At 63.9% G+C, this 19,243-nt stretch carries 18 protein-coding genes; 5 read left to right on the forward strand and 13 right to left on the reverse strand.

The annotated features are described in order from the left end of the window. Nucleotides 1-219: 219 nt before the first annotated feature. The 5 genes from ACTHNR_RS12940 to ACTHNR_RS12960 form a co-directional block, all read right to left on the reverse strand. On the reverse strand, nucleotides 220-1,986 hold the full coding sequence (locus ACTHNR_RS12940; protein ID WP_440548045.1) for a diguanylate cyclase domain-containing protein: 1,767 nt from the start codon (nucleotides 1,984-1,986) through the stop codon (nucleotides 220-222). After that, on the reverse strand, nucleotides 1,983-3,101 hold the full coding sequence (locus ACTHNR_RS12945; RefSeq protein WP_440548046.1) for an extracellular solute-binding protein: 1,119 nt from the start codon (nucleotides 3,099-3,101) through the stop codon (nucleotides 1,983-1,985). The genes ACTHNR_RS12940 and ACTHNR_RS12945 overlap by 4 nt, the downstream gene beginning before the upstream one ends. Before the next feature lie 207 nt (nucleotides 3,102-3,308). Next, nucleotides 3,309-4,634: an MFS transporter gene (locus ACTHNR_RS12950; protein WP_440548092.1), complete on the reverse strand. Its 1,326-nt coding sequence runs from the start codon at nucleotides 4,632-4,634 to the stop codon at nucleotides 3,309-3,311. A 306-nt stretch (nucleotides 4,635-4,940) separates the two neighbouring features. Beyond that, nucleotides 4,941-5,927 carry a hydroxymethylglutaryl-CoA lyase gene (locus tag ACTHNR_RS12955; protein ID WP_440548047.1) on the reverse strand — a complete coding sequence of 329 codons (987 nt, stop codon included), beginning with the start codon at nucleotides 5,925-5,927 and terminating at the stop codon, nucleotides 4,941-4,943. Next, nucleotides 5,924-7,144, reverse strand: a complete 1,221-nt coding sequence (locus tag ACTHNR_RS12960) for a CaiB/BaiF CoA transferase family protein (RefSeq protein ID WP_440548048.1) — start codon at nucleotides 7,142-7,144, stop codon at nucleotides 5,924-5,926. The genes ACTHNR_RS12955 and ACTHNR_RS12960 overlap by 4 nt, the downstream gene beginning before the upstream one ends. A 210-nt stretch (nucleotides 7,145-7,354) precedes the next feature. Here ACTHNR_RS12960 and ACTHNR_RS12965 point away from each other — a divergent pair, with 210 nt between their 5' ends. Then, complete coding sequence (locus ACTHNR_RS12965) at nucleotides 7,355-8,254, forward strand: LysR substrate-binding domain-containing protein (RefSeq protein ID WP_440548049.1); 900 nt, start codon at nucleotides 7,355-7,357, stop codon at nucleotides 8,252-8,254. 181 nt (nucleotides 8,255-8,435) lie between these two features. Beyond that, the gene (locus tag ACTHNR_RS12970) at nucleotides 8,436-10,388 is read left to right on the forward strand and encodes a putative bifunctional diguanylate cyclase/phosphodiesterase (RefSeq protein WP_440548050.1); all 1,953 of its coding nucleotides are present in this window, start codon (nucleotides 8,436-8,438) and stop codon (nucleotides 10,386-10,388) included. 19 nt (nucleotides 10,389-10,407) lie between these two features. Here the strand turns inward: ACTHNR_RS12970 and ACTHNR_RS12975 are convergent, their stop codons facing one another. Continuing rightward, entirely contained in the window at nucleotides 10,408-10,842 is a 435-nt protein-coding gene (locus tag ACTHNR_RS12975) for a helix-turn-helix domain-containing protein (RefSeq protein ID WP_440548051.1), read from the reverse strand. Between the two features lie 10 nt (nucleotides 10,843-10,852). Beyond that, nucleotides 10,853-11,167 carry a DUF4258 domain-containing protein gene (locus ACTHNR_RS12980; RefSeq protein WP_440548052.1) on the reverse strand — a complete coding sequence of 105 codons (315 nt, stop codon included), beginning with the start codon at nucleotides 11,165-11,167 and terminating at the stop codon, nucleotides 10,853-10,855. Between the two features lie 185 nt (nucleotides 11,168-11,352). On the opposite strand from ACTHNR_RS12980, the gene ACTHNR_RS12985 reads away from it, so the two are divergent. Continuing rightward, nucleotides 11,353-11,967, forward strand: a complete 615-nt coding sequence (locus ACTHNR_RS12985; protein ID WP_440548093.1) for a LysE family translocator — start codon at nucleotides 11,353-11,355, stop codon at nucleotides 11,965-11,967. A gap of 75 nt (nucleotides 11,968-12,042) precedes the next feature. On the opposite strand, the gene pcaF is transcribed toward ACTHNR_RS12985, so the two are convergent. After that, nucleotides 12,043-13,245 (reverse strand): 3-oxoadipyl-CoA thiolase, encoded by a 1,203-nt coding sequence (pcaF, locus tag ACTHNR_RS12990; protein ID WP_440548053.1) that lies wholly within the window; start codon nucleotides 13,243-13,245, stop codon nucleotides 12,043-12,045. A gap of 125 nt (nucleotides 13,246-13,370) precedes the next feature. Here pcaF and ACTHNR_RS12995 point away from each other — a divergent pair, with 125 nt between their 5' ends. Next, nucleotides 13,371-14,267, forward strand: a complete 897-nt coding sequence (locus ACTHNR_RS12995) for an IclR family transcriptional regulator domain-containing protein (RefSeq protein WP_440548054.1) — start codon at nucleotides 13,371-13,373, stop codon at nucleotides 14,265-14,267. On the opposite strand, the gene pcaD is transcribed toward ACTHNR_RS12995, so the two are convergent. The 5 genes from pcaD to pcaH all read right to left on the reverse strand — a co-directional run bounded on the left by pcaD (nucleotide 14,247) and on the right by pcaH (nucleotide 17,986). Beyond that, complete coding sequence (gene pcaD, locus ACTHNR_RS13000; protein WP_440548094.1) at nucleotides 14,247-15,032, reverse strand: 3-oxoadipate enol-lactonase; 786 nt, start codon at nucleotides 15,030-15,032, stop codon at nucleotides 14,247-14,249. The two genes, ACTHNR_RS12995 and pcaD, sit on opposite strands and share 21 nt — an antisense overlap. 40 nt (nucleotides 15,033-15,072) lie before the next feature. Further along, entirely contained in the window at nucleotides 15,073-15,711 is a 639-nt protein-coding gene (locus tag ACTHNR_RS13005; RefSeq protein ID WP_440548055.1) for a 3-oxoacid CoA-transferase subunit B, read from the reverse strand. Between the two features lie 10 nt (nucleotides 15,712-15,721). Then, a complete protein-coding gene (locus tag ACTHNR_RS13010; RefSeq protein ID WP_440548056.1) occupies nucleotides 15,722-16,405 on the reverse strand; it encodes a 3-oxoacid CoA-transferase subunit A in 684 nt (227 codons plus the stop codon). A gap of 160 nt (nucleotides 16,406-16,565) precedes the next feature. Then, nucleotides 16,566-17,231 (reverse strand): protocatechuate 3,4-dioxygenase subunit alpha, encoded by a 666-nt coding sequence (pcaG, locus tag ACTHNR_RS13015; RefSeq protein ID WP_440548058.1) that lies wholly within the window; start codon nucleotides 17,229-17,231, stop codon nucleotides 16,566-16,568. Continuing rightward, the gene (gene pcaH, locus ACTHNR_RS13020) at nucleotides 17,228-17,986 is read right to left on the reverse strand and encodes a protocatechuate 3,4-dioxygenase subunit beta (protein WP_440548059.1); all 759 of its coding nucleotides are present in this window, start codon (nucleotides 17,984-17,986) and stop codon (nucleotides 17,228-17,230) included. The genes pcaG and pcaH overlap by 4 nt, the downstream gene beginning before the upstream one ends. A gap of 134 nt (nucleotides 17,987-18,120) precedes the next feature. On the opposite strand from pcaH, the gene ACTHNR_RS13025 reads away from it, so the two are divergent. Continuing rightward, nucleotides 18,121-19,101: a LysR substrate-binding domain-containing protein gene (locus ACTHNR_RS13025; protein WP_440548060.1), complete on the forward strand. Its 981-nt coding sequence runs from the start codon at nucleotides 18,121-18,123 to the stop codon at nucleotides 19,099-19,101. The last annotated feature ends 142 nt before the right edge of the window (nucleotides 19,102-19,243 follow it).

Below are 19,243 nucleotides of genomic sequence, written 5' to 3' on the forward strand. Positions count from 1 at the left end.
GCACTCCTCGGCACGCGCACACTCATGCACGCAAAGGAGAAGCAAAATGCGAACCGCACGGCTTGGCAATTTGCAATGCGGCGTTTGACATGGAATCGCCACATTTGCCGCATAGCGGATATTTAACGCAACATTCTACTGCTTACAAGCACCCAACACATGTCTTGAATGCACAACGCCTGCCTATGGCTGACCGACAGCATCCGTTTCCCCGGCCGTCTATGCCAGCCGGCCGCGCTTCTCGAATTGCGCGGAGGGCTCGTTCGCCGTCAGTTCCTGATACCAAACGGGGCGTCGCGGCGCCGAAGTCTTCGCGGCGTACATCGCCGCGTCGGCCTTCGCCAGCAGATCCTCGGCGCGGTCGCCGTCGATCGGAAATTCGCTGATCCCCATGCTCGCGCCCACCGTCATCCGGTGCGCGCCGATCGTCACGGGCTCGGCCATCGCCGCCTGGACGCGCTGCGCGGCGTCGCGAATCTGCTCGGGCAGCCGCACGCCGGAGAGCAAGACGATGAATTCGTCTCCGCCCAGCCGCGCCACGATGTCCTTTGGTCCCAGCGCCTCGCGCAGACGCTGCGCGACCACCACGAGCGTCCGGTCGCCGGACGAGTGCCCTAATTGATCGTTGATCTGCTTGAAACCGTCGAGATCGAGGAACATGACGGCTAATCGCTCCCCGTTCGCCGACGCATGTCGTATCGAAGCTTCCAGCCCCTCCATGAAGCGCATTCGATTCGGCAGGCCGGTCAGCGCATCGTGCGCCGCCAAATGCGTGAGCTCCTGTTGCTTGGCGCGCAGCGTTTTCATCTGCGCGCGGATTTCGAGGCGCATGGCGTCGAAGCAACGCGCGAGCACGCCGATTTCATCGGAGCGCGCCACGGGCAGCCGCTCGGCGCCGCAATCGTCGAACACGTTCGTCGCCGCCTGAGTCAGGGCGCGCAGCGGCCGCGCCAGGGCGCGCGCGAACAGCGCCGCCAAGACGATCGCCAACGCGGTCGAAATCAGCACCATGCGCACGATCTGCTGACCCAGGGCATTGGCGGCGGCCAGCGCAGTCGTCAACGAGCGCCCGAGACCGAGCACGATGAAGCGGTTGCCGTCGACGAGACCGAACGGCGAGCGCACGAACGCGAAGGCCTGTGCCGGCGCCCGCCCCGTTTGCGCGGCCCCATTGAACGTCAGAGCGCTGCGGCTTTGATCGAATAGCGCCCGAGTGTCGGGAAAGGCGGTCTGCACCAGCACGCGCCGCCCGCGCTCGAAGCCGAACGTTTGGCTGGGATCGGGATGGATCAAAAAGTCGCCCCACTCGTTCGTCAAGTACACGAGGTAGCCGGCGGGTAGATCGCGTTCGAGCCGCTCGAACACTTGCGTGAGGTTCACATCGATCACGAGCACGCCCACTTTGTTGCCGTTCGTATCGGCGATCGGCGCGCCGATTTTCACGGACGGAACGCGCTCGTCCGCATCCGAACGCGAATACGCTTTGAGGCCGATCGGGGACACGTACACATGCCCTTGGACGGTTTCGAGCGTATCGAAAACGTACGGGAATTGTCCTTTCTCGCGCAATCCGCTGTCGGGCACGACGACGGCGCCGTGCGGGCCGCGAGCGACGCGAATCCGCTCCAGCCCATGGTCGGCGCGCGTGATGAGCCGTATCTCGAGATACTCGGGATGGTGCGCCATGAACTGCACGAACACCTGCTCGAGCCGTTCGCGCCCCGCTCGCGATGTATCGCCGCCGCGGGCGACCGCGACCGACGATGGCATCGTCGCGAGCACGAGGACGTCGTCCGACACATCGCCGAGCGCGGCGGTGAAGCGCTGGCTCAGGAGTTGAGTCGACGTGAGCAGGCTGCGCTCGGCCTCTTGCATGAGCATGGTGCGGTTGGCGCGATACGCGTAGTAGCCCGTCGCGCCCGACGCCGCCACGCCGATGCAGACCAGCAAAATCGACAGCCTCGAAGTCAGACCGAGCCGGATCATTTCGCAAAGCTCCTCAGCGTCTCACCCTCTTCGATGCGCTGCCATAGCGCTTCGCGCTGTTCGATGCTTTCCACGCGCTGAATCCACACGAGTTGCCGCCCCGGAACCGCTTCTCCGTCCGGGGCGGGCGTCACGGTATTGGCAAGCCCTTCGCGCTGCGTCAGCTGAGCGGCGATCGCCGGCTCCAGCATGTAATTGATCCAGTCGTAGGCCAGCGCCCGATTGACCGTCCCTTCCGTGATCGCCCAGCAGTCGAGCCACGCGAGCGCCCCTTCGTCGGGAATGACATAGCCCACGTCCACCCCGGCTCGACGCAGCAGCTCGACCTGCTGCGTGCCGTAGTTGCCGAACATCAACGCCGCATGGTGCTGGACGAACAGCGCGGTCGCCTCCTCCGGCAACGTGTAATACGTCAGAAGATTACGGCGCAGACCGACGAGTTCGCGCGCGACGGTGCGCATCTGTGCCGGCGACAAATGAAACGGATCGCGATAACCGAGCGAGAGCGCGGCAAAAGAGAAGTTGTGCTGCGCGCTGTTGAAATCGAGCACCTTGCCGCGATAGCGGGGATCCCAAAGCGCGCGCATCGAATGCGGTGCAACCGCGATTTGCTTGCGGTCGTAAATGAGCCCCATCGACGAATAGGTAAACGGAATCGCATAAGCGCCATGGCCGTCGGCGAGCCCGCTGATCGTATCGATCTGTTGAAAGTAAGGCCGCTGCCGCCCGCGGTTTGGAATCAGCGACAAGTCGAGCGGCGTAATCAGGCCGGCGCGCGCATATCGCGCAATCTCGGCGGTATTGGCCGCGAGTACGTCGAAGGGCGGCGGCGAGGCGCTGTGCATGCGCGCCCATAACGCTTCGTCGGAATCGACGAACGTCACCTCGACCTTCGCGTGAAAGCGCTTTTCGAACGCGGCGACCCAATCGTCGTCGGCGTAGCCGGGCCAAGCGAGCACGCGCAGGACGGCCTGACGGGGAGAACCCGGATCGGCCAGCGTTTCGGTCCAGAAGAAGCACAGCAGGAAAAAGACCGCGGCCAGAGGCGTGACAAGGTTGCCGGCACGAAGGCAGACAGGCGATCCCCGTAAGAGTCGGAGAACGACTTTACTCATGCGTCGCCCCGCGTGTGACATATTTTTGAATGCATGGCCATGATGCACGCCGGCGGAAAGCCGCGTGGCGCCTAGCGGTGGACGCTAGGCCGGCGTGCAACATTCACGCGCAAATATGCCAGTTCCTTACGAAGCCTGCAATAAATTAAAACAACAGACAATTGAATGGGCGTCATCGTAAATAGATTGACGATGACGCCACCCGCTTCAGTGGCTGATGTTTTCCAGCGCTAGGCCGCGGGTACGCGGGCCCATGAGGATCGTCGCAATAGCGACCAGCATCGATACGCCGATGAACGCCGCGACACCCGACACGCCATAGCCGTGCAGCAGCACGCCGATCGCCAACCCCGCGAAGGCGGCCGAGAGGCGGCTCCACGAGTAGACGAAGCCGACGGCCCGGGCGCGGATGCGCGTCGGATAAAGCTCGGCCTGGTAGCCGTGATAGGCGAACGACATGACGTTCGCCGCCAGCGTGAAGAGGATCCCGAGGGCGATCAGCCACCCCGTCGACGAGGCCTGCGAGAACAGTACGATCACGATGCCCATGATCACCAGGCTCACGACGATTTGCGTCTTGCGCTCGACCTTGTCGGCGAACCATACGCCCAAGAGCGGGCCGAACGGGTTGGCCAGAGCAATGACGAACGCATAAGCCAGGCTGGCGGTCACGTGCACGCCGCGGCTCACGAGCAGGGTGGGCACCCAGGCCGCGAAGCCGTAGAACCCGATGACCTGCGCCATGTTGAAAATCGACATGGCGACCGTGCGCTTCAGATAGGGCTTGCGCAGCACTTCGGCCAGCGAACCGCGCCCTTCCTTCTCCGGTTGCAGCGGTTGCGGCGCGGGCAGCGAGATGCCTTTTTCCACCGTCACGCGCCGTTCGATGTCGGCAAGAATGCGCTCGGCGTCCTCGATCCGGCCATGGCGCGCCAGCCAGCGCGGGCTTTCAGGAATGCGGCGTCGCAAGAACCACACGACGACGGCCGCGCTCGAGCCGATCAAGATGACCACGCGCCAGTAATCGAGCCCGAGCGGCTGGGTATCCTTGAGGATGTATGCCAAGAACGCGACCACGGGCACGGCCGAAAACGTGATGACCTGATTGACCGCGTAGGCGCGTCCGCGCTCCGCGCTCGGGATCAGCTCGGAGATGTACGTATCGATCGTCACGAGTTCGATGCCGATGCCGATGCCCGCGGCGAAGCGCCAAAGGTTCAGCCCAAGGCCCGTCGTCTGGAACGCCATGATCGTCGTGCAGACCACGTACCAGATCAGCGACCACGTAAAGACGGCGCGCCGTCCGCACCGGTCGGCGATTTGGCCGAACGCGAGCGCGCCGACCCAAAGGCCGGCGAACGTCGAAAACACGAACGTGCCGAATCCCGCGACTTTGAGCGAGCCGAGCGCGGCGAAGAAGCCGAGCGATTCGGGCGTGAACAGTCCGGAATGGATCATCCCGGGCGCCACGTATCCGGTAAAGAACAAATCGTAAAACTCGAAAACACCGCCAAGCGACAGCAGGATCACCATCGTCCACACCGTGCGCGAGGGCGGCAGGCGATCGAATCGCGCCGCGAACTCGGCCGATTTGCGTACGTTCATGGCCGCTGAAGAGAGCGCGCCGCCGTCCGCTTGGGCACGAGAAAGACCGGGTCGGCTCTCGGATGCGCCCATGTGCGGCAGCGAGGCCTCTGCCCCCGCCGCACGGTAGTTCGAATTAGATTCCACGTCTCCTCCGGATAAAGTTGGCACCGGCTTGTTCGAATACATTTCCGGCCTCATCGGGTCAAAACCAGCGACGCACGGGACCGCGCGCCGCCACAAAACTGCTTTGCTTCATGCCTGCCGGGCGCTGGCGCGCTCGGCTATCGCATCGAAATCGGACGGCCTCGCATGCAGATCGAGGCGTCGGCCCGCCTTGGCGAGTTGACTCGGCGTGTCGTGCCCGAGCAAAGCCGGCAGCCGTCTCGTCGCGGCCAGCAAAGCGTCGAGATCGATGCCCGTGTCATGGCCGATCCATTCCAAGGCATGCACGATGTCTTCGGTGCAGATGTTGCCGCTCGCGCCCGGGGCGTAAGGACAGCCGCCGATACCGCCGAGCGAGGCGTCGAACCGCGCGGCGCCCGCATCGATGCCGGCAAGGACGTTGGCGAGCCCCATGCCGCGCGTATTGTGGAAATGCAGCGTCAACTCGGTCGAAGGCCACCGCGCCGCGAATGCGCGCGTCAAAGTCGCCACCTGAGGCGGATAGGCCATCCCCGTCGTATCGCACAAGGTCACGCCGCTCGCTTGCAGTTCTTCGACGAAGCGCCGCGACCAATGCAGCACGGTTTGTTCGCTGACATCGCCCTCCATCGGGCACCCGAACGAGCAAGACAGCGAAACGTTGACCGCCACGCCCGCCTCGCGGGCGAGCCTAGCGACCTCGCGCAGCGCGTCGAACGATTGCTCGCGCGTCATGCGCAGGTTCGAGAGGTTGTGGGTTTCGCTCGCCGACATGACGAGATTCAGTTCGTCCGCCTTCGCCTCGATCGCGCCTTGCGCGCCGCGCACGTTCGGCACCAGCGCGGTGTACCGCACGCGCGGGTTGCGCTCGATCTCGCGCAGCACGATTTCGGCGTCGCGCAGCGCGGGGATCGCGCGCGGCGATACGAACGCGGTCGCTTCGATCTTGGCGAAGCCCACGCGAGACAGCGCGTTGATGAGTGCGATCTTCTCTTGCGTCGGAACGAACGCGGCTTCCGCCTGAAAACCGTCGCGCGTCGCGACTTCATTCAAATAGACGCGCCGGCCGTTCCCTTCCATGGTTTTAGTGTTGGTCATGCGATGGTCCCCTTCGCGCGCAGCGCATCGATCGTCGACTGCGCATACCCGAATTGCCGCAATACCGCGTCGGTGTCGTCGCCGAGCTTCGGCGCGCTGGCGCGGATCGTCCCCGGCGTGCCCATGAGCTTGGGCACGATGCCGGGCACGTCGATGTCGTAGCCGTCGCGCGTGGCCTGGCGCACGATCATGTCGCGTGCACGGTAGTGCGGATCTTCGGCAATGTCCTTGGCCGAATAGATCTTGCCCGCGGGCACGCGCGCCGCCGAGAGCGCGTCGAGCGCGGCTTGCGCGCTGCGCCCGGCCGTCCAAGCTGCGATCGCTTCGTCGAGTTCGTCCACGCGCGCGACGCGCCCCGCGTTGTTCGCGAGCGCCGGATCGTCGGCGAGGTCGTCGCGGCCGATCACCGTCATCAGCCGGCGGAAGATGCTGTCGCCGTTGCCCGCGATCAGCACGTAGCCGTCATTGCATCGATACGCGTTCGACGGGGCGATGCCGGGCAACGCGCTGCCGGCGGCCTCGCGCACCTCGCCGAAGGCGCTGTATTCGGGGATCAGGCTTTCCATGACGTTGAAGACCGCTTCATGCAGCGCGACGTCGATGACTTGCCCTTTGCCGCCGTTCGCGTCGCGATGGTAGAGCGCCATCATCACGCCGATCACGCCGTGCAAGGCCGCGAGCGTATCGCCGATCGATATGCCGCAGCGCACCGGCACGCGGCCGGGCTCCCCCGTGAGGTGGCGCAGCCCGCCCATCGCCTCGCCGATCGAACCGAAGCCCGGCAGGTCGCGATAAGGGCCGCTTTGTCCGTAGCCGGAAATGCGCAGCATGATGAGCCGGGGGTTGATCTCGGACAGCGCCTCGTAGCTCATGCCCCAGCCTTCGAGCGTGCCCGGGCGGAAGTTCTCGATCAGCACGTCGGCCTGCGCGATCAGCGAACGCGCGATCTCCTGCCCTTCCGGGTCGCGCAGATCGAGCGCGATCGAGCGCTTGTTGCGCGACTGCACTTGCCACCATACGGACGTGCCGTCCTTGATCATCCGCCAGTTGCGCAGCGGATCGCCCGCACCGGGCGCTTCGATCTTGATGACGTCGGCCCCGAACTCGCCCAGCGTCTTGCCCGCGAACGGGCCGGCAATCAACTGCCCCATTTCGATCACACGCACGCCGTCGAGCGCCGCCGGCGAAAAAGGCATCGAAGGTCGACTGCTCGTCATGAATCTCCTCTCCTAAGTAAATTGCGTGCCGTCGAAGGCAACCACCATGGCGACCGATTATCCGTGGCGAGCCGATGACGCGGAATTCGAAAGACACGCAGCGAGCTTTCGCGAAACGCGAAAGCAGCGTCCGGGTCTTCCCTTAGTGATGAACCCGCACAATCGCCGCATAGTGCAGGCACCGCATACGTTCCGCCCCGGGCGCCGAACATGAACGTCCACCGTCTCGAACTCGTCTCGCTTTCGCTTTTCAGCTTGGTCGCGCGCAGCGGCAGCATCAGCAAAGGGGCCGCGCTCGCCCATTTGGCGGTGGGGGCGGCAAGCAAGCGCATCACGGATCTGGAGGCGGCCGTGGGCGTGGCGCTGTTCGAGCGCCATTCGCGCGGCATTGCGCTGACCGCGGCGGGCCACGCGCTGCTGCAGCACGCCCAGCGCATCTTGAAGGATGTGGACGTGCTCAGCGCCGATCTGTCCGACTACGCGGCGGGGGTGGTCGGCGTCGTTCGGCTATCCGCGAACACTTCGGCGATCACGCAGTTTCTGCCCATGGAAATCGCGGCGTTCGCGCAGGCCAATCCGCAAATTCGCATCGAACTCGAAGAGCTGAACAGCGACCAGGTCGCGATGGCCGTGGTCGACGGCCGCGCCGATTTCGGCATCCTGGCGGGCGGCACGCCCGTGCTGGGGCTGCAGACGATGCCTTACCGGCGCGATCGGTTGGTGCTGGTCGTTCCGGAGCGCCATCCGCTGGCCGAGCGCCGCACCATTGCCCTCGGCGATGCGATCGACTACGACTTCGTCAGCCTTTCGCAGAGCACGTCGCTCGCCGGGCTGCTCGATGCGGCGGCGACATCGCTCGGAAAACGGCTGAAGGTCCGCATTCGCGTGCGCAGCTTCGACGCCATGTGCATGATGGTCGCGGCCAATCTCGGCATTGCCGTGCTGCCGGCAGCGGCGGTACGCCCGCACCTGCCGTCCATGGGCCTACGGGAAATCGTCATGTCGGACGATTGGGCGCATCGCCAACTGCTCCTCTGCGCACGTGACCTCCATGCTTTGCCGAAGCCGGCGAGGCTGTTCGTGAACCACCTATCGGAAACGCCCACTTAAGAAATCCGGGGCGGTGCCGTAAAGAAAGCAAAGCGTCCTGTCGAAGCATCGCCGCATTCAGCGGCGGTGTTAGGGAGCGAACGACGGACATCGGCTACGGTCGGCTAAATCGGCGCGGCGGAGTGGGCCCGGCAACATGGCTCTGCTGCATCGCCGAATCAAATCGAACTTTGCCCTTTTAATGCGATTGATCAAACTACTCGAGCGCAGCGGAGCGGCGAACGCCGCCTTGATGCGCAGCCAGTTCGAGGCGTTCTCGCGGCAGCTTCCGCTGCTGTATTTCACGTTGATGGCCAACAGCGTCGCCGTCGCGTTTACGCACGCCCAGAGCGCGCCCGCCTTGCTGAGCAAGGTCATTCCCTCACTGCTGTGCGCGAGTTGCCTGCTGCGGCTTTGCATTTGGGCACGCCGCCGCTCGCTCAAAACGGCGCTGACCGATGCGCAAATCGCGGTGCGCATGAGGAACACGGTCGTACTCGTCGTGCTGTTCGGCGTGGCCTTCACGACATGGGGCCTGAGCCTATACCCGTACGGCGGGCCCTACGAGCGCGCGCACGTCGCCTTCTACATGGCGATCAGCGTCATCGCCTGTATCTTCTGCTTGATGCACATGCGCATCGCCGCGCTACTGCTGACGGCGGTCGTACTGGGCCCCTTCGTCATCTTCTTCTTGTCGACGGCCAACCCCGTGCTCGTGGCGATCGCGATCAACGTCTTGTTCGTCACGGTGGCCATGGTCAAGGTACTCCTGACCTACTATCGCGACTTCGCCAACCTCGTCAACGCGCAAAGCGTGCTCGAGGACAAGCAGCAGGAATTGCTCACGCTGAACAACGAGAACCAACGCCTCGCCAATCTCGACAGCCTCACCGGCTTGCCGAATCGGCGCCACTTCCTCGGCCGGCTCAGCGCGCGCTTCGAGCACGGCTGCGTGGACGAGCATCGATTCGCGGTCGGCATCGTCGATCTGGACGGCTTCAAACAAGTCAACGATCTGCACGGCCACCGCGCCGGCGACAGTTTGCTGCGCGAAGTCGGTCAACGTCTGGCGCAATTCGCGAGCGAGGATTTGCAGATCGCGCGCCTTGGCGGCGACGAATTCGGCTTGTTGTTCGATGACGTGACGGCGGAGGACGAACTCTTTTCGATCAGCTCGGCCATTTGCGACGCGCTGCGCAAGCCGTATGTGCTCGCGCAGGCCACCGTGCGCATTTCGGCCACCGTGGGCATTGGGCTCTTCCCCGAGGCGGGACGCACGGCCGAGCAATTGTTCGAACGCGCCGACTACGCGCTTTACCATGCGAAGGCGCATCGCCGCGGCCAGACGACCCTCTTCTCGGAGCAGCACGAAAGCGCGATCAGAGAGCTCGGCAAAATCGAGCAGGCGCTGCGTCAGGCCGATCTCGAGCAGGAGATGACGCTGCACTTTCAGCCGATTCTCGACGTCGAAACCGGCGCTGTGGTGGCCTATGAATCGCTCGCGCGCTGGCACAGTCCGGCGCTGGGCCGGATCGCGCCCGATGTTTTCATTCGCATCGCCGAGAAAAGCGATCTGATTCACGAGCTGACGGACGTGCTCCTGCGCAAGGCGCTCGCGTTCATGGAGCGCACCGATTCGAGCGTGGGCGTGTCGTTCAACTTGTCCGCGCGAGACCTCGCGTCGCCCGACGCCGTGGAGCGGCTTCGGCGCATCGTGCGCGATAGCGGCGTCGATGCGACTCGGCTCACGTTCGAAGTGACGGAAACAGCGGTGATCGAGGACTTCGCGAAAGGCCGCGCGGCGCTTTCTCATTTGAGCGCACTGGGCGCGAAGATCGCGTTGGACGATTTCGGCACGGGGTACTCGAGCCTGCACTGTATTCATCAACTGCCGCTGAACAGCGTCAAAGTCGATCGCTCGTTCGTGCAGGACATCGAACGCGACGCGCTCGCGCAAGGCATCGTGCGCAGCATCGTGGAGCTCTGCCGCAACCTCGAGCTCAATTGCGTGATCGAAGGAGTAGAAACGGCGCGGCAAGCCGCGGTGCTTACGCAGTTGGGCTGCCGCCTCATGCAGGGGTATCACTTCGGGAAGCCAGCGGCGGAAGTGGCGGAGACCGTGTTGCAGCCCACGCACGCGGCGGCTACGGAGTAGCCGCGCGCGGGGATGAATCTCATGCGGCGAGCGGAACCCAACCGGTTGCGGTATCGTGAAACACCAAGCGCTCGCTTTCCTTGCGGTCGAGTTCCGCGATACGCTCCAGATACTGTTTGAGCCCTAGGTTGCCGTCCATCGTTTCGAGGTAGATCGCGCAAAGCATTCGGCTATCGGTCTCCGGCACATTTCCCTTGCGTTCCCACAACGCAACAGCCTGCTCGGTTTTCCCGATCAGCGCAGCGAAACGTGCCTGCGACAGCCCAAGCCGTTTCCGCAGGAACCGGAACTCGGCGCCGGTCAAATGACCCTTGTGTGCGAGCGTACGCCCGATGACTTTATAAAGACCGTCGACGTCCTGCACTGCCGTTACCAGCCCATACGACGTACCGCGTTGGATATATCCGTTTTCGAGCCAGACGTTATCGAGCCCGCTTTCTGTGTAGTGGTACACAATAACCTCATCAAAAAACAGTAATCACGATGATCCAATCTCCATTTTCCGCGCGTTCGAGTGCTGCAGCCACGGAGATCTCATCACCTGCGTTAAGTCTCGTCAGCGTACATTGCCAATTGCCTTGGAAATTCGTGTGTGCCGATTCCGACACCACTCCATTTCGCAGGCAATCGAGCACCTGATCAGAGTCGATCTTTCGCTGGCGCATGCGCTGAGTCGAATGCGGCGTCAGATACACACGCTCCGAGTCCCTAGCGGTCTCGCTGATCAAGCGACGCAAATTCCGGTCATTCAGGCGAAACGGTGTCGGTTCGTCAGTCATACCCATAATCTTTATGGGTTTTCGCGCTGAAGTCAAGCCCCGCGATACGGTTGCCCGGACACACACCGGGTGCCGCACAGCCGCCCCGTACCGCCGTCTATCCGCAAAACTGTACCGGTACTGTTGAAACCGCTGCCCGTAGACTGTCCGGACGCCGTTCCACTCCGATACGACGCCCTCCTATGATCACTGCTCTGCCCTACGCGGCGCTCTCCGCCGCCATGACCTTCGCTTTGGTGATGTCCATCACACCGGGCCCGAACAACACGATGCTGCTCGCCTCGGGCGTCAACTTCGGTTTTCGCCGCACCATGCCGCACATGCTCGGCATTACCTGCGGCTGCATGGTCATGATGATTGCGATCGCATTGGGGCTTGGCCAGATCTTCACGCGCTTTCCCGCGCTGTACTCGACGATGGAAATCGTCAGCGTCGCGTATTTGCTTTATCTCGCGTGGAAAATCGCCGCGTCGCGCGGGCTATCGGTGGACGCCGCCAACGAGCGTCCGATGACGTTCTTCCAAGCCGCCGCGTTTCAATGGGTGAACCCGAAGGCGTGGATGATGGCCGTGACGGGCGTCACCGCGTTTCATCTCAATGACAATTTGATCGTCAACGCGCTATTGCTGACCGCGGCGTTTGCGATCGTGAATTTGCCGAGCATCACGGTGTGGGCTGCGTTCGGTCTAGCGGTCAGGCGGTTTCTGACGAGCCCCGGCGTGCTGCGCGCGTTCAACTGGACCATGGCCGCGTTGTTGATCGCATCGATCGCACCGGTCTTCTTGCACGGCTCGCCTTGACAACGGCGCGTGGGGCGTTGTCGCCCCACGCCGCCCAATAGGAATAGCGCGCAATGCGCTCTTTGATCGAGCTTCTCAAACGCGCTCGATGATCACCGCGATCCCCTGCCCCACGCCGATGCACATCGTGCACAACGCATAGCGACCGTTGATCCGTGCAAGCTGATATGCGGCCGTCGTTGCAAGGCGCGCGCCGGACGCCCCGAGCGGATGCCCCAGCGCGATGGCGCCGCCGTTCGGATTGAGCCGCTCGTCGTCGGCCGCGATGTCGAGTGCACGCGTGACCGCCAGCGCTTGCGAGGCAAACGCCTCGTTCAACTCGATCACGTCCATTTGATCGAGCTTCAAGTTCGCCACCCGCAGCACCTTGCGCACCGCGTCGATCGGCCCAACACCCATGATGCGCGGCGCAACCCCGGCTGTCGCCATCGCCACGACGCGCGCCTTCGGCTGCAGACCGTAGCGCGCCGCCGTGCTCTCGTTCGCGAGCAGCAACGCACACGCGCCATCGTTCACGCCCGATGCATTGCCTGCCGTCACCGTTCCGTCCGGACGCACCACGCCCTTCAACTTCGCGAGCGCTTCGACACTCGTCGCGCGCGGATGCTCGTCCTTCGACACGACGATCGCATCGCCCTTCTTCTGCGCGACCGAGACGGCCACGATCTCTTCGGCGAAGCGCCCGCTTTCCTGCGCGGCCGCCGCGCGCTGTTGACTGCGCACGGCGAAGGCGTCCTGATCTTCGCGGCTGATGGCGAATTCGGTTGCGACGTTCTCAGCGGTCTCGGGCATCGAATCCACGCCGTACATCGCACGCATGGCCGGATTGACGAAACGCCAACCGATGGTCGTGTCTTCGATTTTCGCGGCGCGGCTGAAGGCGCTGTCGGCCTTGCCCATCACGAACGGCGCGCGGCTCATGCTCTCCACGCCGCCCGCGATCATCAGCGCGGTTTCTCCGCTCTTGATCGCCCTCGCGGCGATGCCGAGTGCATCGAGCCCCGATCCACAGAGTCGATTGACGGTGCTGCCCGGCACGCCGACCGGCAACCCCGCCAACAACGACGACATGCGCGCGACATTGCGGTTGTCTTCGCCCGCCTGGTTCGCGCAGCCGAAAATGACGTCGTCGATCGCGCTCCAATCGACGTTCGCATTGCGCTCCATCAGCGCCTTGATGGGCGCCGCGCCAAGATCGTCGGCTCTCACAGAGGCGAGCGCACCACCGTAACGGCCGATCGGCGTTCTAATCGCGTCGCAGATAAAGGCGTTTTCCATCGAAGCTCCGAAGTCGAGAAAGCGATGACCTTATCTTCGCGGCCGAGCCAGCCGACGGTCAAGTGCGATTATCATAAAACTGTGCGATTATCGCCATCTCATCCACCCACGCTTGAGGAACCGTCATGAAACGTGCGAGCCGCCGCCCAGAACAAGAACGAGACCAAGAACAAGAACCGCAATCGACTGAAGATAACGCCATGCACGCCGAGCCCGGCGACACCGGTGCGGGGCAAACGGCGGACGCACAGGAGACGGCGAGCGCCGGCGATCCGAACTACATGACCTCGCTCGAGCGCGGCTTGGCGGTGCTTCAGGCCTTCTCGCAAGAGCGGCGCGTGCTGACGACGTCGCAGGTGAGCCAGCGCACCGGCATCCCGCGCGCCGCCGTCCGACGGTGTCTTTACACGCTCGCCAAGCTCGGTTTCGTGGCCGAGGAAGACAACCGCTTGTTCTCGCTTCGTCCGCGCGTACTCAAACTCGGCCATGCGTATCTCGCGACGACGCCGATGGCCCACGCGGCTCAGCCCGTCTTGCGTCATATCAGCACCATGCTCAACGAATCGAGTTCGGTCGCCATCCTCGACGGCGACGAGATCTTGTACATCGCCCGCGCATCGACGGCACGCATCATGTCGATCGATCTGCATATCGGCAGCCGGCTGCCTGCGTATTGCACGTCGATGGGCCGTGTACTGCTGGCCGATTTCAGCGCCGACGCGCTAGAGGCCTATCTGGACCGGACGAAGGTCGTCCAGTACACGCCGCACACGATCATTTCGCGCGAAGGGTTGCGCGAAACGCTCGAATCCGTCCGCCAAAACGGCTACGCGCTCGTGGATCAGGAATTGGAAATTGGCCTGCGCTCGATCGCCGTGCCGATCTATGGCGCGGATGGGCGCGCGGTCGCCGCGCTCAACGTCGGCGTGCAAGCCGCACGCGTCTCGATCGAGGAGTTGGAAAGCCGAGTCTTGCCTGTCTTGCGCGAGGGCGCACAGGAGCTAGCGTTGCTCGCTGTCTAATTCGTCGAGGAAAGCGAGGACCGTTGCGTTGAACGCAGCGGCGGCCTCGATGTTGGAGAGATGCGAGGCATCGAGCATCGCCAGGCGTGCGTGGCGCACGCGCTCGACGATGAATCGCGCATCGTCCACGGTGGTCACTGGATCGTCGCGGCCGGCAATGACGAGCATCGGCGATACGATTCGTTCGATGTCGTCGCGCAAATCCGCGACGGACAGTGCGTCGCAGCAGGCCGCGTAGCCTTCGGCGGCGAGATCGCGCAATTGATCCGTGAGGTCCTGAACGACCTGCGGATTGTGTGCAATAAATTGGGCGGTGAACCAACGGCCTGCGGCGCCGGCGGCCACGTCGGCCAGGCCCTTCGTCCGCACCAGCGCGGCGCGTTCGCTCCATCCGTTCGACGAACCGATGCGCGCCGCGGTATTCGCGACGATCAGCTTGCCGATTCGCTCGGGCGCATGAACGCCGAGCCACTGCCCCGTCAAACCGCCCATCGAAATGCCGCAAAAATGCGCGCGCTCGATATCGAGCGCATCGAGCACGGTCAGCACGTCACGGCCCAGCATGTCGAGCGTGTACGCGCCAATCGGAGCGAACGAGCCGCCATGCCCGCGCGTGTCGTAACGCACGACGCGATAACGTTCGGACAGCGCATCGACTTGCGGCGCCCACATATCGAGCGTCGTGCCGAGCGAATTCGAAAGGATGACGGCGGGCGCGCCCTCGGGGCCTGTCGTCGTATAGCGGATGCCGTGCGCTTGCTGCATGCGTTTCAATTCCCGATCGTTCTAAATATCGTTGTCCAGCTCAATCGCGCGACAACGGTACGGCCGTCAGTTCCTGCAGCGTCTCGAACGCGAGGCCTTCGACCATATCGATGACCACCAGCCCCTCGGGCCGGATATCGATCACGGCCAAATCGGTATACACGCGATCGACGCAGCCGATGCCCGTCAGCGGATAGCTGCACGCTTCCACGAGCTTGCACTCGCCCGACTTCGTCAAGTGATCCATCATGACGAACACCTGCTTGGCGCCGATCGCGAGGTCCATCGCGCCGCCGACGGCGGGAATCGCATCGGGCGCGCCCGTGTGCCAGTTCGCTAGGTCACCGGTTTGCGACACTTGAAACGCACCGAGCACGCAGATGTCGAGATGGCCGCCGCGCATCATCGCGAACGAATCGCCATGATGAAAGAACGCGCCGCCCTCGAGCAACGTGACCGGCTCCTTGCCGGCGTTGATGAGTTCGGGATCCTCTTCGCCCGGCGCGGGGGCCGGCCCCATGCCGAGCAAGCCGTTCTCGCTGTGCAAGAAAATTTCCCGCTCGGGCGGCAGATAGTTGGCGACCTTGGTCGGCAAGCCGATACCGAGGTTCACGTACGCGCCTTCAGGAATATCCCGGGCGACGCGTTGGGCGATTTGATCGCGCGTCCATTTGTTCATGGCGATGTCCTTATGCGGCACGTGCGTTCGCCTGGGGCGCCGCCACGACACGTTGCGTAAAAATCCCCGGCGTGACGATCGATTCGGGATCGAGCGCACCCAGGGGAACGATTTCCGACACCTGCGCGATCGTCGTGGTGGCCGCCATCGCCATGATCGGCCCGAAATTGCGCGCCGCCTTGCGATAGACCAGGTTGCCCCAGCGGTCGCCGCGATGCGCTTTGATCAGCGCGAATTCGGCCTTGATGGGATATTCGAGCACGTACGGCTTGCCGTCGATCACGCGCGTTTCCTTACCCTCGGCCAGACGCGTACCGTAGCCCGTGGGCGTGAAGACCGCACCCAAACCCGCGCCCGCCGCTTGAATGCGCAGCGCCAAATTGCCTTGCGGCACGAGTTCGAGTTCGATCTCGCCGGCGCGGTACAACGCGTCGAACACTTGCGAATCGGCCTGACGCGGGAACGAGCAGATGATCTTGCGCACGCGCTTGGCCTTCAGCAACGCCGCGAGGCCAACCTCGCCGTTGCCGGCGTTGTTGTTGACGATGGTGAGTTCGCGCGCACCCTGCGCGATCAGGGCGTCGATGAGTTCGGCGGGCTGCCCGGCGGAGCCGAAGCCGCCGATCATGACGGTGGCGCCGTCGGTTATGCCTGCGACGGCGGCTTCGAGCGAGGAAACGGTTTTATCGATCATCGGAAATGCGCCGGCGATGGCGCCTACGTCTTCGGGTTGACGAACAATGTAGAGGTCAGCCCGCAGTCGAGTCAATGGCGATTATCGAAATACGGTGCGATTATCGAACAAACCATGCGCATCAAGCGCGTCGATCGCATCGCCCCCCCGACCCACCGGGTCAGATATCGAAGAACACTGTCTCGCGGCCGCCGTCCGGGGTGTCCTGCAAGCGAATGTCGAGCGTGTACACCACGCCGCCGTCGCGCTCGCTGCGCGAGGCCACGAGCGTCGAGCGCCGCACTTCCCATTCAATGCCGGTCAACACGGGGTCGCGCCGATTCGCTTCGGCTTCGTCGTCGAAGTAGAGCCGCGTATGCAAGCCGCTGTTGATCCCGCGCGCGAACAGCACGAGGCACACGTGCGGGGCTTGCAAAGCGCCGCCCGTTCCGGCCACGCGGCCCGGCTTGATCGTCTCGAACCGGAAGACGCCCGTTTCGAAATCGGCGCCCGCGCGCCCCCATCCGCGAAACGAAGGGTCGGCCGGCAGATCCTGCCGATCGCCCGGGTGCGCGTACTTGCCGTCCGCATTCGCTTGCCAGATTTCGACGAGGACGTCGCGAACGAGCGAACCAGAGCCATCGAAGACGCGGCCTTCGATTGCGATGCGCTCGCCGCGCGTGTCGGGTGCGACGAGTACGTGGCCGAAATTGTTCTCGAAGATGTCGAACCCGGCCTGCTTCGGGGCGAGACCGATATGAACATAGGGACCGCCCGTCTGCGAGGCCGTCTCGGGATAGCGCACCGGGCCGAACGACGAAAGCGGGGAAAACGCCGGGCGATTCATCGTTGGTCTCCTTGTTTCGAGGGCTCGAAGTACGTCATGCGCCGTCCGCGCAAGGTGATGTCGAAGCGATAGCAGCGGCTGTCGAGCGCGATGTTGTTGCCCGGGTCCTGCAGCGCGATGAGCCCGCGCACTTGCTCTTCGCTCGGAATCGTCTTGATGATCGGACACTGCGCGATCAGCGGATCGCCTTCGAAGTACATCTGCGTGATCAGGCGCTGCGCCCAGCCGTCGCCGCTCAGCGAGTAGTGGATGTGCGACGGGCGCCAATCGTTGATGCGGTTGCGCCACGGGTACGGGCCGGGCTTGATCGTGCGATAGACGTAGTAGCCGTTTTCGTCGGTCAGCATGCGGCCGCACCCGCCGAAATTCGGGTCGATCGGCGCGATGTACTTGTCGTTGCGATGCCGATAGCGGCCGCCCGCATTCGCTTGCCAGACTTCCACGAGCGCATTCGAGACCGGACGTCCGAACTCGTCGCGCACGAAGCCATGGACGACGACGCGCTCGCCGATCGGCAGCCCTTCCTTGGCGAAGTTGAGAATCAGGTCGTTGTCGAGCGGACCCAGTTCGTCAGGATGAAAGACCGGGCCCGTGCGCTCGGACAGCGTGTTCAGCGTGGAAATCAGGGCATTGCGCGGCGAACGCAGGACGCTCGTCTTGTAGCCCGGCGTATAGGCCGCCGGATGCAATGCGGTATCGCGCTGCGCGAAATCGCCGTACGTGCGGCCGGAATCGGCCGGTGGCAGATCTGACATGATCGTCGCTCTCCTCCAAATGGACGCGGCCGCCTCGCACGACGAGACAGGCCGACTGTTTTCGCCGTCCACTGTAGGGTTCCTAGGCCCACACGTAAATTGACTTCTGTTCCGCCAATTCATAACCTGCGGTAATGGAAACCAAAATCAGCTTTCGTCACGTCAGTTGCTTTCTTGCGATCGCACGCGAACGTCACCTGGGGCGCGCCGCCGGCCAACTAAACCTGACCCAACCGGCCGTTTCGAAGACGCTTTCCGAGCTCGAATCGTTGGCGGACGTTCGTCTCGTCGAGCGCGGCAGGCACGGGGCGCGATTGACGCCGGCCGGCGAGCACTTCCTTCGCTATGCGCTCGGCGTCGAGCAGGCGATGGACTCGGCCAAGGCCGCCTTGCAGGGCACCGGCGCGCCGGACATCAAGATTGTCGAAGTCGGCGCTTTGCCCACGGTGGCGAGCGGCGTCTTGCCCGACGCGCTCGTGCGCCTGCGCGCTCGCCAACCGCAAACGGGCATCCGTCTGCATACCGCCACGAACCAAGTGCTGCTGTCCGCGCTGAAGGCCGGGCGCCTCGATTGCGTCGTTGGCCGCATGGCGGAGCCGTCGATGATGCAAGGCCTGTCGTTCGAGTTGCTCTACGCCGAGCCGCTCGTCATGGCGGTTCGGCCGCGACACCCGCTGCTCAAGTCGCGCTCGGTCTCGCCCCAGGCCGTGCTCGCGTACCCGCTCATTGTCGCGCCCGCGGGCACCGTGCCGAGGCTCCATACCGACGCCTTCTTCGACGCCCATGCCCTGCGCGTGCCGGGCAATTGCACGGAGACGCTGTCGGTATCCGTCGCGCGGCTCATCGCCCGACGGTCCGAGGCGATTTGGATCACGCCCGAATCGGCGGCGCGCGACGACCTCGCTCGCGGGGAACTCGCCCCGCTGCCGCTCGCCATCGCCAACGCGGAAGAACCCGTGGGCTTACTGCGGCGCAGCGCCGGCGAGCCTTCGGAAGCGGTCGAGGCATTGGCCGATATCTTGCGCGAAGCCACGGACTCCGACGCGCGGCGGCCTACGCCGAAGGCGCGCAAACCGGCCCGCGCGGCGCCGCCGCGGATCAAGCGCGCACGTTGACAGCACAGGCGACGCAGGGTTTGCTTCTTGTTTGCTTGCTTGACCAATGCCCTGCGTCACGCATACGATTGAGCAGCTTGTTCGATCTTCATCTTGTTGTGCGATTATCGAACGCATTAATTCGGGCGCACGCGTGGCTGAC

The sequence above is a fragment of the Trinickia sp. genome, from assembly GCF_051954495.1.
Classification (GTDB): domain Bacteria; phylum Pseudomonadota; class Gammaproteobacteria; order Burkholderiales; family Burkholderiaceae; genus Trinickia.

Bases quoted from the DNA above. Each gene is read 5' to 3' on its own strand.
- ACTHNR_RS12945 (WP_440548046.1), bottom strand. From the start codon at position 3,101: ATGAGTAAAGTCGTTCTCCGACTCTTACGGGGATCGCCTGTCTGCCTT.
- ACTHNR_RS12970 (WP_440548050.1), top strand. From the start codon at position 8,436: ATGCGATTGATCAAACTACTCGAGCGCAGCGGAGCGGCGAACGCCGCC.
- ACTHNR_RS13005 (WP_440548055.1), bottom strand. From the start codon at position 15,711: ATGAACAAATGGACGCGCGATCAAATCGCCCAACGCGTCGCCCGGGAT.
- ACTHNR_RS12950 (WP_440548092.1), bottom strand. From the start codon at position 4,634: ATGGTGATCCTGCTGTCGCTTGGCGGTGTTTTCGAGTTTTACGATTTG.
- ACTHNR_RS13025 (WP_440548060.1), top strand. From the start codon at position 18,121: ATGGAAACCAAAATCAGCTTTCGTCACGTCAGTTGCTTTCTTGCGATC.
- pcaH (WP_440548059.1), bottom strand. From the start codon at position 17,986: ATGTCAGATCTGCCACCGGCCGATTCCGGCCGCACGTACGGCGATTTC.
- ACTHNR_RS12955 (WP_440548047.1), bottom strand. From the start codon at position 5,927: ATGACCAACACTAAAACCATGGAAGGGAACGGCCGGCGCGTCTATTTG.
- ACTHNR_RS13010 (WP_440548056.1), bottom strand. From the start codon at position 16,405: ATGATCGATAAAACCGTTTCCTCGCTCGAAGCCGCCGTCGCAGGCATA.
- ACTHNR_RS12980 (WP_440548052.1), bottom strand. From the start codon at position 11,167: ATGACTGACGAACCGACACCGTTTCGCCTGAATGACCGGAATTTGCGT.
- pcaG (WP_440548058.1), bottom strand. From the start codon at position 17,231: ATGAATCGCCCGGCGTTTTCCCCGCTTTCGTCGTTCGGCCCGGTGCGC.
- ACTHNR_RS12965 (WP_440548049.1), top strand. From the start codon at position 7,355: ATGAACGTCCACCGTCTCGAACTCGTCTCGCTTTCGCTTTTCAGCTTG.
- ACTHNR_RS12960 (WP_440548048.1), bottom strand. From the start codon at position 7,144: ATGACGAGCAGTCGACCTTCGATGCCTTTTTCGCCGGCGGCGCTCGAC.
- ACTHNR_RS12940 (WP_440548045.1), bottom strand. From the start codon at position 1,986: ATGATCCGGCTCGGTCTGACTTCGAGGCTGTCGATTTTGCTGGTCTGC.
- pcaF (WP_440548053.1), bottom strand. From the start codon at position 13,245: ATGGAAAACGCCTTTATCTGCGACGCGATTAGAACGCCGATCGGCCGT.
- pcaD (WP_440548094.1), bottom strand. From the start codon at position 15,032: ATGCAGCAAGCGCACGGCATCCGCTATACGACGACAGGCCCCGAGGGC.
- ACTHNR_RS12995 (WP_440548054.1), top strand. From the start codon at position 13,371: ATGAAACGTGCGAGCCGCCGCCCAGAACAAGAACGAGACCAAGAACAA.